Annotated in this window: 15 protein-coding genes and 2 tRNA genes; 9 read left to right on the top strand and 8 right to left on the bottom strand. The window is 48.8% G+C overall.

Annotated elements, in window-relative coordinates:
- Positions 1 to 36 precede the first annotated feature (36 nt).
- Positions 37 to 1125 (top strand): LbtU family siderophore porin, encoded by a 1089-nt coding sequence (locus tag KO512_RS12195; protein WP_215952630.1) that lies wholly within the window; start codon positions 37 to 39, stop codon positions 1123 to 1125.
- Between the two features lie 67 nt (positions 1126 to 1192).
- Here the strand turns inward: KO512_RS12195 and gcvA are convergent, their stop codons facing one another.
- Positions 1193 to 2200: a transcriptional regulator GcvA gene (gcvA, locus tag KO512_RS12190; RefSeq protein WP_303491869.1), complete on the bottom strand. Its 1008-nt coding sequence runs from the start codon at positions 2198 to 2200 to the stop codon at positions 1193 to 1195.
- Positions 2201 to 2295: 95 nt separating this feature from the next.
- Between gcvA and KO512_RS12185 the strand changes: the two genes are divergently transcribed.
- Positions 2296 to 2514 carry an RSP_7527 family protein gene (locus tag KO512_RS12185; RefSeq protein ID WP_215952629.1) on the top strand — a complete coding sequence of 73 codons (219 nt, stop codon included), beginning with the start codon at positions 2296 to 2298 and terminating at the stop codon, positions 2512 to 2514.
- Between the two features lie 345 nt (positions 2515 to 2859).
- On the opposite strand, the gene KO512_RS12180 is transcribed toward KO512_RS12185, so the two are convergent.
- From KO512_RS12180 to znuA, 3 genes are all read right to left on the bottom strand, one after another.
- Positions 2860 to 2946: transfer RNA gene (locus tag KO512_RS12180), tRNA-Leu, on the bottom strand.
- Positions 2947 to 3026: 80 nt separating this feature from the next.
- Positions 3027 to 3113 (bottom strand) — tRNA-Leu (locus KO512_RS12175).
- Positions 3114 to 3183: 70 nt separating this feature from the next.
- Positions 3184 to 4194 carry a zinc ABC transporter substrate-binding protein ZnuA gene (gene znuA, locus KO512_RS12170; protein WP_215952628.1) on the bottom strand — a complete coding sequence of 337 codons (1011 nt, stop codon included), beginning with the start codon at positions 4192 to 4194 and terminating at the stop codon, positions 3184 to 3186.
- 86 nt (positions 4195 to 4280) lie between these two features.
- Here znuA and KO512_RS12165 point away from each other — a divergent pair, with 86 nt between their 5' ends.
- Genes KO512_RS12165 through KO512_RS12150 form a run of 4 tightly spaced genes read left to right on the top strand, consistent with a single transcriptional unit; the run spans position 4281 to position 7685 of the window.
- The gene (locus KO512_RS12165; protein ID WP_215952627.1) at positions 4281 to 4775 is read left to right on the top strand and encodes a Fur family transcriptional regulator; all 495 of its coding nucleotides are present in this window, start codon (positions 4281 to 4283) and stop codon (positions 4773 to 4775) included.
- Positions 4772 to 5566, top strand: coding sequence for a zinc ABC transporter ATP-binding protein ZnuC (gene znuC, locus KO512_RS12160; RefSeq protein ID WP_215952626.1), 795 nt, complete (start codon positions 4772 to 4774; stop codon positions 5564 to 5566). Before KO512_RS12165 ends, znuC begins: the two co-directional genes overlap by 4 nt.
- Positions 5566 to 6357 (top strand): zinc ABC transporter permease subunit ZnuB, encoded by a 792-nt coding sequence (gene znuB, locus KO512_RS12155; RefSeq protein ID WP_215952625.1) that lies wholly within the window; start codon positions 5566 to 5568, stop codon positions 6355 to 6357. The genes znuC and znuB overlap by 1 nt, the downstream gene beginning before the upstream one ends.
- Complete coding sequence (locus KO512_RS12150; RefSeq protein ID WP_215952624.1) at positions 6354 to 7685, top strand: MATE family efflux transporter; 1332 nt, start codon at positions 6354 to 6356, stop codon at positions 7683 to 7685. Before znuB ends, KO512_RS12150 begins: the two co-directional genes overlap by 4 nt.
- 141 nt (positions 7686 to 7826) lie before the next feature.
- Here KO512_RS12150 and KO512_RS12145 read toward each other — a convergent pair whose 3' ends face one another.
- On the bottom strand, positions 7827 to 8867 hold the full coding sequence (locus tag KO512_RS12145; RefSeq protein ID WP_215952623.1) for a TAXI family TRAP transporter solute-binding subunit: 1041 nt from the start codon (positions 8865 to 8867) through the stop codon (positions 7827 to 7829).
- Positions 8868 to 9214: 347 nt separating this feature from the next.
- Here KO512_RS12145 and KO512_RS12140 point away from each other — a divergent pair, with 347 nt between their 5' ends.
- A complete protein-coding gene (locus tag KO512_RS12140) occupies positions 9215 to 10312 on the top strand; it encodes a PQQ-dependent sugar dehydrogenase (RefSeq protein ID WP_215952622.1) in 1098 nt (365 codons plus the stop codon).
- A gap of 9 nt (positions 10313 to 10321) precedes the next feature.
- Here KO512_RS12140 and KO512_RS12135 read toward each other — a convergent pair whose 3' ends face one another.
- From KO512_RS12135 to prlC, 3 genes are all read right to left on the bottom strand, one after another.
- Positions 10322 to 10909, bottom strand: a complete 588-nt coding sequence (locus tag KO512_RS12135; RefSeq protein WP_215952621.1) for a DNA-3-methyladenine glycosylase I — start codon at positions 10907 to 10909, stop codon at positions 10322 to 10324.
- A 29-nt stretch (positions 10910 to 10938) separates the two neighbouring features.
- Positions 10939 to 11196, bottom strand: coding sequence for a YheV family putative zinc ribbon protein (locus KO512_RS12130; protein WP_215952620.1), 258 nt, complete (start codon positions 11194 to 11196; stop codon positions 10939 to 10941).
- A gap of 116 nt (positions 11197 to 11312) precedes the next feature.
- The gene (prlC, locus tag KO512_RS12125; RefSeq protein ID WP_215952619.1) at positions 11313 to 13346 is read right to left on the bottom strand and encodes an oligopeptidase A; all 2034 of its coding nucleotides are present in this window, start codon (positions 13344 to 13346) and stop codon (positions 11313 to 11315) included.
- Between the two features lie 127 nt (positions 13347 to 13473).
- Here prlC and KO512_RS12120 point away from each other — a divergent pair, with 127 nt between their 5' ends.
- Positions 13474 to 14016 (top strand): gamma carbonic anhydrase family protein, encoded by a 543-nt coding sequence (locus KO512_RS12120; protein ID WP_215952618.1) that lies wholly within the window; start codon positions 13474 to 13476, stop codon positions 14014 to 14016.
- 86 nt (positions 14017 to 14102) lie between these two features.
- Positions 14103 to 14651 (top strand): hypothetical protein, encoded by a 549-nt coding sequence (locus KO512_RS12115; protein WP_215952617.1) that lies wholly within the window; start codon positions 14103 to 14105, stop codon positions 14649 to 14651.
- Positions 14652 to 14667 lie beyond the last annotated feature (16 nt).

Here is a 14667-nt window from a genome sequence, read left to right as displayed (position 1 = left end):
CGGCTGCCTTTTAACGCTCTGAATAAAGGATATACCATGAACAAAACACTACTGGCCTCACTTATTGCCACAGCACTCAGCGTAGCCCCAGCAGCACAGGCTAACGATATGCAAACCGAACTCAGTCTGCTGAAACAGCGTATTGCCCAACTGGAATCCCAGCTGAGTGACACCATGGCCGAGCAAGCAACGATTAAAAAAACCGTACCGCAGACTAGCGACAGCCCGATCACGATCAGTGGTAGCGCCGAATTTCTTGCTACAGGCTCTAAACTGGAAGATGACAGCAGTGAAAGTGATCTAGACGTGGACAGTGTTGAACTAACGATAGACGCCGCGGTGAATCAATATATGGCGCTCTCAACCACGCTGAAATATGAAGATGACGACGAAGATCAAGACTTCTTTGTCGATGAAGCGATCGTCACCATCAGTGCCGACGATAACCCTTGGTCGCTCGTTGCCGGCCGTACTGCGGTACCCTTCGCCGTGATCAACGGGAATGCTTGGACAGACCCGCTGACCGATGATCTGACCGATAACACCGACGACCTGCTTTTCGTTGGCTTTAATCAGGGTATCTTCAGTGCCGGCGGTTACGCCTTTAAGGGCCAGAGTAATGAAAGCAATATCAACAATCTCGGTTTGAATGTCGCGTTAGCGTTCGACAACGGCTTTGCCATCGGTGCCGGCTACCTCAACAATATCCGTAATACCGACCCGCTCGATGCAGATAGTCTGACTGACGATGACAAGGTAGGCGCTTCACGGATAAACCTGAGTTATGAGCTCGATGCGCTGGCACTCTCAGCGGAATACCTACAGACAGAAAGCTTTAAAGAGCTGGCGGGCCGACCTGAGATTGCCGTCTGGCACCTCAGCGCAGATTACGCTACCAACGTATTCGGCGCTCCGGGTAATCTATCTCTGGGCTACAGTGAAAGCGATGACGCTGACCTCTTCACCGATGCCGGCGACAACCTCTTTGCTCAATCTCGCCTAACCCTCGGCGCCTCCCGTGAATTGCATGAAAATGCTGAACTGATTGTGGAATACGTTCGCGAGGAAGATTATGCCGGCGATGACACCGACACGCTGAATTTAGTTTTAACCACCAGCTTCTAAGTTATCATCCTTAACCTAGATAAATCGAAGACGATAAATGCCCAGTGACTCAACACTGGGTATTTATTTAGAACGCATCTTCGGTCAGTTCCATCACTTCCAACAGCCATTCACGAAACATCCGCATACCGTAAGTCAATTGACGATCTTTTGGGTACACCAGATAAAACGCCCTACCGGTCAACAACTCAATATCCACCGGCACCACCAACTGGCCATACTGTAATTCACGGGTGATCAGCGCCTTATCCGACAAAGCCACGCCTAACCCTTCCAGGGCCGCCCCTAGCGCCAACTGAGTACTGGAGAACGATAACCCCTTCTCTTCACCCGTCATCGAGATCCCCGCCTTCTGCAGCAACCTCTGCCACTCATTACGGCGGCTGGTCACATGAATTAAGGTTTGTTTTCTCAAATCAGCAAGGCTTTCAATCTGATGCTCTTCCATCTTACGGGGGCTACAGACAGGCACCACTACCGACCGATGCACCAGATGTACTTCAATATCATTGTCATCCGGTGGATCACCAAAATAAACCGCCATATCCAAGTCGGTATGGTCAAAATCTATCCGGTTAACTGCCCCAGTGCTCAGTCGCAACTCAACATCGGGATACAGTGCCTGAAAGTCTTTAATCCGAGGCATCAACCAGCGACTCAAAAAGGCTGGCGGAGCTTCAAAGGTTAATGAGCTGGTATTGGGGGCAGAGATCAAACGGCGGGTTGCCGCATCGAGTTCATCCAACGCATGGGATACCGCCACGAGATACTTCTCCCCAGCAACAGTAATCTGCACCTGTCGTTTTTCACGTTGAAATAACTTTAATCCCAGAAAAGCTTCTAGCGATTTAATCTGGTGACTCACCGCAGAAGGGGTGACAAATAGCTCATCTGCAGCCTTATTAAAACTGCCTAAGCGCGCGGCAGATTCAAAACTACGCAAAGCATTCAAAGGGGGCAAGCGTCTGATAGGCACCTCAATAGGTGAAATTAATTCACACTTAAGCTGAAAAACGGTCGTTTGTTCTTTAGTCACTGCGACCTTAGTATAACCATCAATGCAACGATGATCCACGCGCAATACAAGGCGTACATTGAATATGGCTTAAGATCACTGCCGATTCAATCTTTTGTATCGCAGAGACACCGAGTCACCACGGTGACAACTAAATGAATTTTATTGGTGATAATATGAATACTAATGACCACGGTTTCAAAGTTGACAGTTTAGGCGATGTCGACACTGCATACTACATCGCGCAGGGCCGTGCAGCTCGCAACGAATATGTTGCAGAGCGTTTCGACACTTTAGCTACTTGGTTCAAAAACCTCAAAGTAAAGCGTCAGCAAAAGAGTTTTAACAGCACTCGTTCATTCGGGACCGTCTAGGTCTAAAACGAGACTCCTTTGGGGCCACTTTATGTGGCCTTTTTTTATGCCTGAAAAAACCTCTCGTAAAGGTGCGTTAAAGAATGAACCGCGCCAAGCGCCATGGTTTTTCGTATCCATCATTAACGGTGCGGTTCGTAAGCTCACTTCACCCTACAAGATATTGCCTATAAACATTCACAACACATCCTCGTGTAGGGTGAGGTGAAGAATGAACCGCACCGTGGGTGCCGAAGATCAAAAACATTGAATTAACGACGCACACACAAAATTTCATTTCGCGATGCTGTAAAGAAAAAACAATTGAAAGGGAATAAAAAAGGAAATTCTGAAAGGATAATAAGTTGGTGCAGATGGGGAGACTCGAACTCCCACGCCCTTTCGAGCACTAGCACCTGAAGCTAGCGTGTCTACCAATTCCACCACATCTGCGTATCAACTTACTACGTTTAAGGGCGTCCCCTTGCTATGTCTATAGCGTACTCTTTCGTTGCTCAACCGCTGAAAGCCGTTGGTGCAGATGGGGAGACTCGAACTCCCACGCCCTTGCGAGCACTAGCACCTGAAGCTAGCGTGTCTACCAATTCCACCACATCTGCTCCGAAAGAGGAGCGCATTATAAAGACGCCGTTTTCATTTGTGAAGTGCCCAACCAACTTTTTTCTGTTTTTATTCCTCTGACAGACAGTTAGTAAAGCTATCGGCTAATGAATGCAGATAATTGAGGTATCCACCGCGCTGTACTTCAATATCGATCGCTAATGGATCGAGGCGTCCAACGTGAATATCCAAGCCGCGAGTCAGGCTATCAACCACCGGCGCTTTGAATTGCGGTTCCACAAAGACACAACGACCTTTATTGGTTTCTAGCGCCTCACGAATCTCAGCCAAACGACGTGCACCCGGCTTACGACCAGGATCAACGGTGAAATAACCCAGTTGATTCAGCTGATAATGCTCAACAAAACCACCAAATGCATCGTGAAACACATAAAAACCTTCACCACCAACCGATTTTAGCTGTTGCTGCAACTGCTGATCAGTTTCGTTTAAGCGAGTGGCAAAATCTTGATATGCCTGCTCGAACAGTTCCGCTTTCTGTGGATATAGCACAGCTAATCGATCTTTAATCTTATCCGCCGCTTCCAAGGCCAACTCCGGTGTCATCCAGAAATGCGGATCACCATCATGATGATGTTCATGCTCATCAGCGTGCTCACCTTCATGCTCCTGAGCATCGTCATGGCTGTCTTCGTGCTCATGCTCAGCCATCAGATCGTGGTCATCATCGTGCTCGTCACCATCCTCATGTTCGTGCTCTTTCGCATGTTCATCATGCTCACTCGGTTCTAGCAATGCGAGGGCAGGGCGTTCAAGCTGACTAACGGTTTTGGTTAAAAACAACTCCAGATCTTCACCACCCCAGATAAAGAGATCGGCCTCATGGATATCGGAGACGGAAGAGGGTTTTAAAGAATAGTGATGTGGTGAACTGCCCGGTGGCAAGAGCACACCAACGTCGGCCAAATCGCCTAACATATCCACGGCAATTAACTGAATCGGTTTAATACTGGCGAGTACCTTGACTGGCTTGGCCTGTAGGGCAGGCATCCAACCAATTAAAAAACTGAATAAAAAGAACGAGCCATAGCGATTCAGTCGACTAAACGAATTGATCATTTGAGTAAATTCCGGTTATAAATAAGCTGTCATTTAATTAGCGCAAAGTTATAATATAACAAATAATAGATCAACTGGTATTTTTTATGGCGTCTCAACGCAGTCCCAATGTTGCCTATCAAACCAACCACGACCATAACCACTGTATTCAAAACGCGCTAGAACATGCCCAACAGGTGTGCAAAAGCAATGGACAGCGGCTGACTAAAATTCGTGAATTAGTGCTAACACTGATCTGGCAGAGTCATAAACCGCTCGGTGCCTACGACCTCTTGCCGGCACTGGCCAAGGCGGGTTTTAATTCAGCTCCCCCCACGGTTTATCGGGCCTTAGATTTTCTACAAGAACAGGGGTTGGTGCACCGATTAGCATCGCTAAATAGTTTTATCGGCTGTATTCATCCCGGCCAGCAGCATCATGGCTACTTTCTGATCTGCTCACTATGCGGCAATACCGCTGAAATAGAATCCCAAGAATTACAGAGTAGTATTCTGCACTGTGCCAACGCGGCTGGCTTTTCAGTAGAGCAGGAACAGGTCGAAATTTTAGGGCGTTGCCCCAATTGTCAGGAGTCCGCATGAGTCTGGTTGATGTCAACAACCTAAGTATTATCTACGGCGAGAATAGCGTTGTTAGCAACGTTTCTATGCAGCTAAAGCGTGGCGAGATCACCACCTTGATCGGCCCTAATGGCGCGGGTAAAACCACCTTAATCAAAGCTATTTTGGGCTTGATCACCCCGAGTGCAGGTCAGGTCATCCGTTCCGACAGCTTGCAGATCGGTTATATGCCTCAGAAGCTACATATCGACCCGACCTTTCCGTTAACGGTGGAACGCTTTCTAAAAACAGCCGCATTTTCCAGTATCCAAGACCGTTTACAAGCCCTAGAAGCCGTCGGTGCAGAGAAACTGCTAAAACAATCGGTACACAGTCTGTCCGGTGGAGAAACTCAGCGTGTCATGCTGGCCCGATCACTGCTGCGCAAGCCAGACCTCCTCGTGCTCGACGAACCCGCACAGGGTGTCGATGTTAACGGACAGATAGAGCTATATAACTTGATTGCTCAGATCCGTGATCGATACGGCTGTGCCGTGCTGATGATCTCCCACGACCTGCATTTAGTGATGGCAGCTACCGACCAAGTGGTCTGCCTCAACCATCATATCTGCTGTTCAGGACATCCCGCACAGGTCAGTAATGATCCCTCCTATATTGAGCTATTTGGCATCCCCGGCGCGGAAAATCTAGCGTTTTATAGCCATCACCATAACCACCAGCATGATCGACGCGGTGAAATCATTAATGCTAAAACCGACATTTCAGAAATACCCGGAGAAAACCATTCGAGCCACTGCGGAGGTGATCACTGATGCCTGATTTTCTGCTCTTTGCTCTCGTTGGCGGCCTTGGTGTCGCGCTGATTGCCGGCCCCCTCGGCGCATTTGTGGTTTGGCGCAGGATGGCCTATTTCGGCGATACCTTGGCGCATTCCGCACTGCTCGGCGTTGCCATGGGCGTTCTATTTGATCTTAATGTGAACCTTGCCGTGGTCAGTTGCTGCCTGCTGCTGGCCTTGATTCTTGTCAGCCTGCAACGACAGCATCTCGTCGCCACCGATACCCTGCTGGGTATTATGGCCCACAGTAGCTTATCCCTCGGTTTAGTGGCGATTGCATTGTTGGATGATGTGCGAGTGGACCTGATGGACTATCTGTTTGGTGACTTGCTCGCCATCTCACCCACCGACCTGTACTGGATCTACGGCGGAGGCTGTATCGTATTATTGTTGATCTGGCGACTCTGGAACTCACTCTTAGCCATCACCATCAATGAAGAGCTCGCTCAGGTCGAGGGGGTTCCCGTAGCCCGCGTACGGCTGACCTTGATGCTCCTAATCGGCGTCGTCATTGCTATCGCCATGAAGGTCGTCGGGATTCTGCTGATCACATCGCTGCTGATTATTCCGGCAGCGAGCGCCAGACGGCTAGCCAATTCACCGGAACAGATGGCCATCATTGCCAGCTTGCTAGGGATGGTTGCCGTGGTTCTGGGGCTATACGCGTCTTATCAATTTGATACCCCGGCTGGCCCCTCAGTGGTAGTCGCAGCACTGATTCAATTTCTGCTGCTGTATTCATTACCTTTTCGCCGTACCGTATGATTCACTACCTACAACGGGCACGCAAACAGGATCATCAACAGGTGTGGGCACTTGCTTGGCCGATGATCCTGTCTAACATTACTGTCCCTCTTTTGGGCTTGGTGGATACTGCCGTAATCGGCCATCTACCCGATCCGAAATATCTCGCTGCCGTTGCCGTTGGGGCGATGATCTTCTCGATTCTTTACTGGTCATTCGGTTTTCTACGCATGGGCACCACGGGACTTACCGCGCAGGCCCTAGGTAATGAAGCACATGATCAAAGCCGGCTCGTATTGGCTCAATCGCTGGTACTCGCAGGCCTAATCGGCCTAACCATTTTTATCCTGCAATACCCGCTGTTGGAGATTGCCCTAAATCTGATCGGTGCAGAACCTGCGGTCACCGTAGAGGCCCGTCTCTATGCTGAAATCAGAATCTTCGGTGCCCCCGCCGTACTGGCTAATTACGCTTTATTAGGCTGGTTTTTAGGCAATCAAAACACCCGCATCCCTTTGATACTGCTGGTGATCACCAACCTGCTCAATATGCTGCTAGATCTGATTGCCGTCTACGGCCTTAATATGCATACCGATGGGGTCGCCTTGGCGACCGTTATCTCGGAATATGCCAGTCTACTGCTAGGCTGCTTTTTTATGCTACGAATGCAGGCCCGTCAGCCCGGCAAAACGCCTTGGCTAAAGCTCAAGTTTGTTAGTAATTACTATCACCTTATCAGCCTTAATCGCTATCTTTTTGTACGAACACTAGCACTGCTACTAACATTAGCGTTCTTTACCTCTCAAGGCGCGAAGCAGGGCAGTACCATACTCTCAGCCAACGCTGTGTTACTCAATTTCTTTATGCTGATCTCTAACGGATTGGATGGCTTCGCCCACGCAGCCGAAGCGTTAAGCGGTAAGTTTTATGGCGCCAAAGATAATAAAGGTTTTCACCGAATCATCTCGGCGACCCTTAGCTGGTCACTGGTCACCGCCGTGCTTTTCACGCTGTTCTTTTGGTTTGGCGGCAACTTTATTATCGCGCTGCTAACGGATATTCCAGAGGTTCGGCAAACTGCCGCTATCTACCTACCTTGGGTTATCGTACTCCCCTTGGTCGCAGTATGGAGCTTTCTGATCGATGGTGTTTTTGTCGGCACGACTCAGGTTAAGGCGATGCAAAACACCATGTTAATCTCTGTATTTCTGGTATTCGCCCCGATCTGGTACTTCTCTCAATCCTGGGGCAATAATGGTTTATGGCTAGCGTTTCTAAGCTTATTTGTGGCCAGAGGTGTGACCGGCGGCTATGTTTTCTTTAAGGAATTCAAACCCGAGGATAAATAGTGAAAGGCGAGATCAGTTCATGCATCAGTCGTTAGGCATGCAGACGTTTAGTATAGCTCTCTCATGCAACCTTGATGACAGAACCAAACTTTTAACATGAAGAATGGGGAACCAGTGGTTCCCCAATAAAGCGCACTATCGTTATTCCGCGATCAAATGGGCTGGAATCTTAAGTCCCTTCTCTTGGTAATAACGCACTGCTCCGGGATGTAACGGCACCGGTAAACCGGCAATCGCTTTCTCAAGCGCCATCGCTTTAGTGGCTTTGTGAATACTGTTTAGAAACGGCAGATTTTCATACATGGTCTTGGTTAGCAGATAGACATCGTCATCTGAAATATCATCCCGAACCGCCAGAAAGTTTGGCTGCGCCATGGTATTAATCGTCTTCGCCTGACCCGGATAGGTATTAGCTGGGATAACAAACCGAGTCCACAGATTATATTTTCCGTTTGCCTGAGCTATTTGCGCATCAGTGAAATCTAACGTTGTCATATCACTGCCCATTGCCGCGTAAGCGCGTGTCATAGCCCCCGTCGGTACACCAGCAGGAATATTGATGCCGCTAACAGTTCCGTTTTGCAAAGCATCCGCGCTCGGCCCATACCCCATATAGGCAAGATTAAAGCTATCAGCCGGCATCCCTAAGTGGCCCATAATATGTCGAGCCGTTCCTTCGGCACCGGAATTTTTGCCGCCAACAGAAAACTTACTCTCCTTTAATTCAGCCAGATCTGAGATTGTGCCCGTTTTAACGTATTCTGATTTAACGGAAAATTGTTCAACATTTTGCCACAGCATCGTCACAGAACGCATGCCTTTCATCGGGCCTGAAGAGGCCAAAGCACCTTCGCCATTCCACCCCCAAGCACCGTATAATCCCATCAAAATAGCAAACTGTGCCTGATTCTCACGCAGTAATTTGACGTTTTCACCGGAACCTGCAGAATTGATCGCCGATAGGGATATTTTGAACTGAGGTTCCAGCTTTACTTTGGTTAGAGTCGCCAGAGCAACGCCCACCGGATAATAAGTACCACCCGTGGTTGCCGTAGCAAGAATATAGGAACGATGCCCTTCCGCTTGGGCGAGGCTCGATAGTGCTGTCACTGAACTCAACGCCACAGCAATACCGACACTCAGAGTAAGACCCTTTAAAAAATTTCGTTTATGCATTCTCATATTCATACCTTGTTGTTTTATTATTTACACAGCGATTGGATCAATAAAACACATCCTTCAAATGTCTAATTAACTGTTATAAAAGAAAAACCATCTTAAATAAGTTGATATAGACGAGGGCTTATTGACTCTCAATCACTGACCACAAAGCTATACAGAACCTAGTTTAATACGATGCCCCAATCAGGGGATGGCGGGGAAATAAGTGTTACTCAGATGCAACTGACGGGCTTTTTTTAGCAGGAAGATCCCCTCAATCGAATCATCCGGCCGTATGATGAAAATGGCTAACAGACCAAACCACAGCTATGTTTTCTTTACCTGTTAAGCCACTGAGGACTCATACCATGCGTCAGTTCGCCCCATTATGCAGCCTAATAATCGGCCTAACGCTCTCAGCACCCAGCACTGCACTTCCTCTCGATCGCCTCAAACTCACCGAAGGCTATCAATTATCGGTCGTTGCAGAAGTAAATAACGCCCGTCAGATGGCACTGGGAGAGCCTGGTAGTCTATTTGTGGGTAGTCTCCGAGCGGGCAAGGTTTACCGGCTGCATGATACCGATGGGGATGGCGTCTATGAGCAGAGAGACATCCTGCTGCGGGGGTTAAATATGCCCAGCGGCATCGCTTATCGTAACGGGGATTTATACATTGCTGCAGTTAACCAGATCTTACGCTTAAATAATGCTGATCGCGTCACTCCTCAAGCGGCCAACACCGAACTCATCACCGACCAATTACCCGACATTAGCCATCACGGCTGGAAATACCTCAAATTTGGCCCTGACGGTGATCTTTACTTTAATTTGGGTACCCCCTGTAATATCTGTCTCAGCGACGATCCCCGCTTTGCCTCCATTATGAAGCTGAACGTCAGTACTAACGCTCAAGCGGTCGTCGCTCACGGTGTACGTAATTCGGTTGGTTTTGCTTGGCACCCAGATACACAAGAACTCTGGTTTAGTGACAATGGCAGGGATAATCTCGGAGATGATCGCCCTGATGACGAGCTTAATCGGCTGACCGCGTTTGGGCAGCATTTCGGCTACCCCTTTATCCACGCGGGTGACATTCCCGACCCCAACCTCTATCAGCAACAATCATTCAGTGCGTTTCAGCCGCCAGTCTTAAAACTCGGGGCACATGTTGCACCGCTTGGTCTGACGTTCTATCAAGGTGATCAATTTCCCGATAGTGATCAAAACACTCTATTTATCGCACAACACGGCTCATGGAACCGCAGCGAAAAAGTCGGCTACCGGGTCATCAAAGTGGACACATCGGTGACGCCGCCCACTCAACAGGTCTTTATTGAAGGCTGGCTAAAAGGAGAACGCGCCTGGGGCAGGCCGGTGGATGTTCTAACCGATCGAGATGGCAGTCTATTGATTTCAGATGATGCAGCGGGGGTGATCTATCGGGTCGAATATCAACCCGAGTGAGTATCAATTTTAGAGTGAGAAACTAGCCGCTTGATCACGGCAAGGCTGATAACGTAAGCAGCCGACTTCATGATCATTAACCATACCCGTCGCCTGCATGTAAGCATAACAGATTGTTGGCCCAACAAAGGTCATGCCCGCCTGCTTCAACGCTTTACTCATCGCGCGAGACTGCTCAGTTTCAGCAGGTACTTCACTGGGGTTTTGCCAGCGGTTCTGAATCGGTTTGCCGTCGACAAACTGCCATATATAGTTAGCAAAACTGCCATGTTTAGCGGCTAGTTCAACAAACACCTGCGCCCCTTTAATGGACGATTCAACCTTCCGGCGATTACGTACAATACCTGGATCGAGCAGCATTTGGTCAATTTTTTCAGTGGAAAACGCAGCGACTTTAGCGGGATCAAACCCCTCATATTGCCGGTTATAACCTTCACGTTTTTGTAGAATAGTGCGCCAACTTAATCCCGCCTGAGCGCTTTCGAGCACCAGAAACTCAAATAGTTGCTGATCATTGCTCTGAGGCACGCCCCAAACTTCATCATGATACTGCTGTTCTAACTCGGTGGATGTTGCCCATGCACAGCGGTGACACATATCCACCTCCTTAGATGTTGAAAAGCAGTTTAATGTTTAGTGGTGCTCGGATTCGGCACGAAATTCAAGGGTTGTGCCGGCTCTAATTCAACCTTACCACCTCGATTAACACGGGTGTCCAGCTCACCTTTAGGCTGATCTGAGCCATCCAGCGCCATAGCATCACTGAAATCACAGCTGACACATTCGCGGTGTTCGTGACTTTCATCCCGATACATCCTCAGAGTATCCATCTTGCCACAACGGGGACAAACAGCGCCGGCAATAAAACGTTTTACGATAGTCATATTCTTCTCAACAGGCTTTTATGCAAAGGCATACTGGGGAGTACCAGTATGCCTTCATTATACCCTAAACGGCCAGCGCACTCTGCAGTGACCCACGAAGCCATTCTGCAGCGATGTTAAGCGGTGATGCCAGAATGACGTAACAGCGCTTCAACACTCGGCTCACGTCCTCGGAAGGCGACAAAAAGCGCCATCGGTTCTTTGGAACCACCCATCTCAAGAATATTTTCTCGGAAAGAACGGCCCGTCTCAGGATTGAATACGCCTTCCTCTTCAAATCGAGAGAATGCATCGGCAGATAGCACTTCAGCCCATTTATAGCTGTAATAGCCTGCCGCATAACCACCGGCGAAGATATGGCTAAAGCTATGTTGAAAGCGATTAAACTCAGGTGGTGTCACCACCGCCACTTGGCTGCGAATACGATCGAGTACGGTCTGTACGTTAGTGACACCCGCTTTATATTCCCGATGTAGTTCAAAATCAAACAGTGATAGCTCAAGCTGACGCACCATCATCATGCCCGATTGAAAGTTTTTCGCCGCCAGCATTTTATCCAGCAAGGCTTTCGGTAGGGTTTCACCGGTTTTGTAATGACCCGAAATCAGGGCCAATGCTTCTGGTTCATAACACCAGTTTTCTAAAAACTGACTCGGCAGCTCGACAGCATCCCAAGCAACACCATTGATGCCGCTGACATCCGCATATTTGATACGGGTTAGCATATGATGCAAACCGTGACCGAACTCATGGAACAGCGTGGTCACCTCGTTATGTGTCAACAGTGCCGGTTCATCACCTACCGGTGGATTAAAATTGCAAACCAAATAGGCAACCGGCAGTTGCAACACACCGTTGTCCATCCGCCGTACACGACAATCATCCATCCAAGCCCCGCCGCGCTTTTTCGCTCGGGCAAATGGATCCAAGAAGAAGCGTGCAATCACTTCACCGCCACGGCTAACACTGAATAAACGTGCGTCTTTATGCCAGCGATCGAACTCTGTAACCTCTTCAATATCGATATCAAACAGCTTACCGGTAATCTGGAACAGCCCTTCTAGCACCTTCGGCATCGGGAAGTAGGGACGCAACTCTTCCTGTGAAATGGCATAACGAGCCTGTTTTAGCTTCTCGCCATAGTAGGAAAGATCCCAAGATTGCAGCTCCGGTTCAGAGAACTCCTCTAGGGCAAAATCCTGTAGTTCTTGATACTCTTTTTCCGCCTGCGGTTTGCTCATCTGAGCTAGGTCATTCAAAAAGCTAACCACCTGTTCCGGTGTATCGGCCATTTTGGTCGCTAGACTATAAGCCGCGTAGTTATCAAAGCCCAATAGCTTCGCCAATTCTGCCCGCAGGGTCAGAATCTGAGTCATGATCTCGCTGTTATCCCACTGACCCGCATTAGGCCCACGATCCGATGCGCGAGTCGAAAACGCTTCATACAACTCACGGCGCAACTCACGATTATCCGCATAGGTAATCACGGCAAAGTAAGAGGGAAAGTCTAAGGTGACCAACCAACCGTCTTCACCTTTCACCTCGGCTAACTGCTTAGCCGCGGCTAAAGCGCTTTCAGGCAGTCCAGCTAACTCATCGACGTTGTTGATCAGTTTGCTCCAACCATCCGTCGCATCCATCACGTTTTCAGAAAACTTCGTGGTCAGCTCAGACAGTTTCTGTTGTAACTCACCATAGCGCTTCTTATCAGCATCACCTAGCGCGATGCCTGAAAGACGAAAATCTCTTAGGGTGTTATCGATAACTTTACGCTGCGCTTCATCTAGATCGTTATAGGCATCGCTATTCGCCAATGCTTGATAGGCTTCGAACAGCCCCTGATGTTGACCCATTTCCGTCCAAAACTGAGACAACTTTGGCAAACAAGCGTTGTAAGCATCACGCAGCTCATCACTATTCAGTACACCATTCAAATGGGATATCGGCGACCAAGCTTTCGCTAAGCGGTCATGGCACTGCTCTAAAGGGGCAACCAGATTATCCCAATCAGGAGCATCATTACCGTCTAAGACCTGCGAAACAACCGCGCGACAGTCCGCCAGCAGCTGATCCACTGCCGGCTCTACATGTTCAGGCTTAATCTTAGAAAAGGGCGGCAGCAGGTGATCTTGCAGCAATGGGTTAGACATAGAAAACTCCTGAACAGGGATATAAAGAACACTATTAATACTAAATGGGGGAGTAATTAGCTGTTTTCAATCGCCACACAGCGTTTATTATAGAATCCTAAACAGAGTATCAGACTGAGAGAAGCATATGAGCATCCGCCGCTACCAAGACACCACCCCTACATTGGGCCTGCGCACCTTTGTTGACCCTACCGCTGTTGTTTTGGGAGATGTCACCTTAGGTGATGACGTATCGGTCTGGCCACTGACCGTTATTAGAGGCGATATGCACCGTATTTGCATCGGCGATCGCACCAGCGTTCAAGATGGTTCAGTCTTACATATTACCCACGCAGGCCCCTTCAACCCCGATGGATTTCCTTTGCTAATCGGCGATGATGTCACTATCGGCCATCAGGCGATGCTACACGGCTGTACTATTGGAAACCGAGTGTTAGTCGGCATGGGTGCAATGGTTATGGACGGCGCGATCGTCGAGGACGATGTTATTATCGGCGCTGGCAGCCTCGTTCCCCCAGGCAAAACGCTAAAAAGCGGCCACCTATACGTCGGCCGTCCGGTAAAAGAGGTGAGAGCCCTAACCGAAAAAGAGCTGAGTTTCTTTACCTATACCGCAGGAAACTATGTGAAACTTAAAGATAAACATCTGGCGGAAGACTATAAATCATAGGACAATGCGCCCTTTTACAACGCTTTGGAGACGCTGAATTGTTAGCTGCTAACAGTAAAACCCTGCACATTTTCTGGTTACTACTGGTGACCCTTACCGGAGTATTCGTCTATAACCTTGATGATCAGGTCACCATCTATAAAGAGAACGGCGTTCTGGAAAATCTGCAGGCCGGAATTCTGCTGCTGACCTGTTTTTATATGGTGCGGGTTGGCAAAAACCTGCAGGGTAGCTCGCGCTATGCCGCATGGATGTTTGCTTGGATCTGCCTAGCATTCTTCTTCCGTGAATTCGATGTCCGCAAAACTGACTGGCCGGAACCTGCCCATATGATCTTTGGTAAACCAGGCCAATATATCTGGTTCCTGCCGCTGTTCTATATCCTGGCACAGGTTTTCCGTAATATCCGTTTCTACCTCCGCAATACCCTGCTCTACCTGCTCTCACCGATGATGCTCTACGTCATCCTGGGGGGCGTTCTGCTCATCATCGCCGGCATCTTTGATAAACAGGTCATCCCAACCGAAAATAAGTTTTGGGAGGAATATCTGGAAATCGCCGCCGACGCATATCTGTTTCTGGCAGCGCTGCTAGCACCCACCAGCTTCAGAAACATTGAAGCCAAAGCTAGCTAAATGGCTAGCCTATAAA

The sequence above is a fragment of the Amphritea atlantica genome (assembly GCF_018860855.1).
Classification (GTDB): domain Bacteria; phylum Pseudomonadota; class Gammaproteobacteria; order Pseudomonadales; family Balneatricaceae; genus Amphritea; species Amphritea atlantica_A.
This window is presented reverse-complemented; position numbering and strand designations above follow the sequence as displayed.

Coding starts and splice junctions, on each gene's coding strand:
- KO512_RS12195 (WP_215952630.1), top strand. CDS start 37: ATGAACAAAACACTACTGGCCTCACTTATTGCCACAGCACTCAGCGTA.
- KO512_RS12185 (WP_215952629.1), top strand. CDS start 2,296: ATGAATTTTATTGGTGATAATATGAATACTAATGACCACGGTTTCAAA.
- znuA (WP_215952628.1), bottom strand. CDS start 4,194: ATGATCAATTCGTTTAGTCGACTGAATCGCTATGGCTCGTTCTTTTTA.
- KO512_RS12165 (WP_215952627.1), top strand. CDS start 4,281: ATGGCGTCTCAACGCAGTCCCAATGTTGCCTATCAAACCAACCACGAC.
- znuC (WP_215952626.1), top strand. CDS start 4,772: ATGAGTCTGGTTGATGTCAACAACCTAAGTATTATCTACGGCGAGAAT.
- znuB (WP_215952625.1), top strand. CDS start 5,566: ATGCCTGATTTTCTGCTCTTTGCTCTCGTTGGCGGCCTTGGTGTCGCG.
- KO512_RS12150 (WP_215952624.1), top strand. CDS start 6,354: ATGATTCACTACCTACAACGGGCACGCAAACAGGATCATCAACAGGTG.
- KO512_RS12145 (WP_215952623.1), bottom strand. CDS start 8,867: ATGAGAATGCATAAACGAAATTTTTTAAAGGGTCTTACTCTGAGTGTC.
- KO512_RS12140 (WP_215952622.1), top strand. CDS start 9,215: ATGCGTCAGTTCGCCCCATTATGCAGCCTAATAATCGGCCTAACGCTC.
- KO512_RS12135 (WP_215952621.1), bottom strand. CDS start 10,909: ATGTGTCACCGCTGTGCATGGGCAACATCCACCGAGTTAGAACAGCAG.
- KO512_RS12130 (WP_215952620.1), bottom strand. CDS start 11,196: ATGACTATCGTAAAACGTTTTATTGCCGGCGCTGTTTGTCCCCGTTGT.
- prlC (WP_215952619.1), bottom strand. CDS start 13,346: ATGTCTAACCCATTGCTGCAAGATCACCTGCTGCCGCCCTTTTCTAAG.
- KO512_RS12120 (WP_215952618.1), top strand. CDS start 13,474: ATGAGCATCCGCCGCTACCAAGACACCACCCCTACATTGGGCCTGCGC.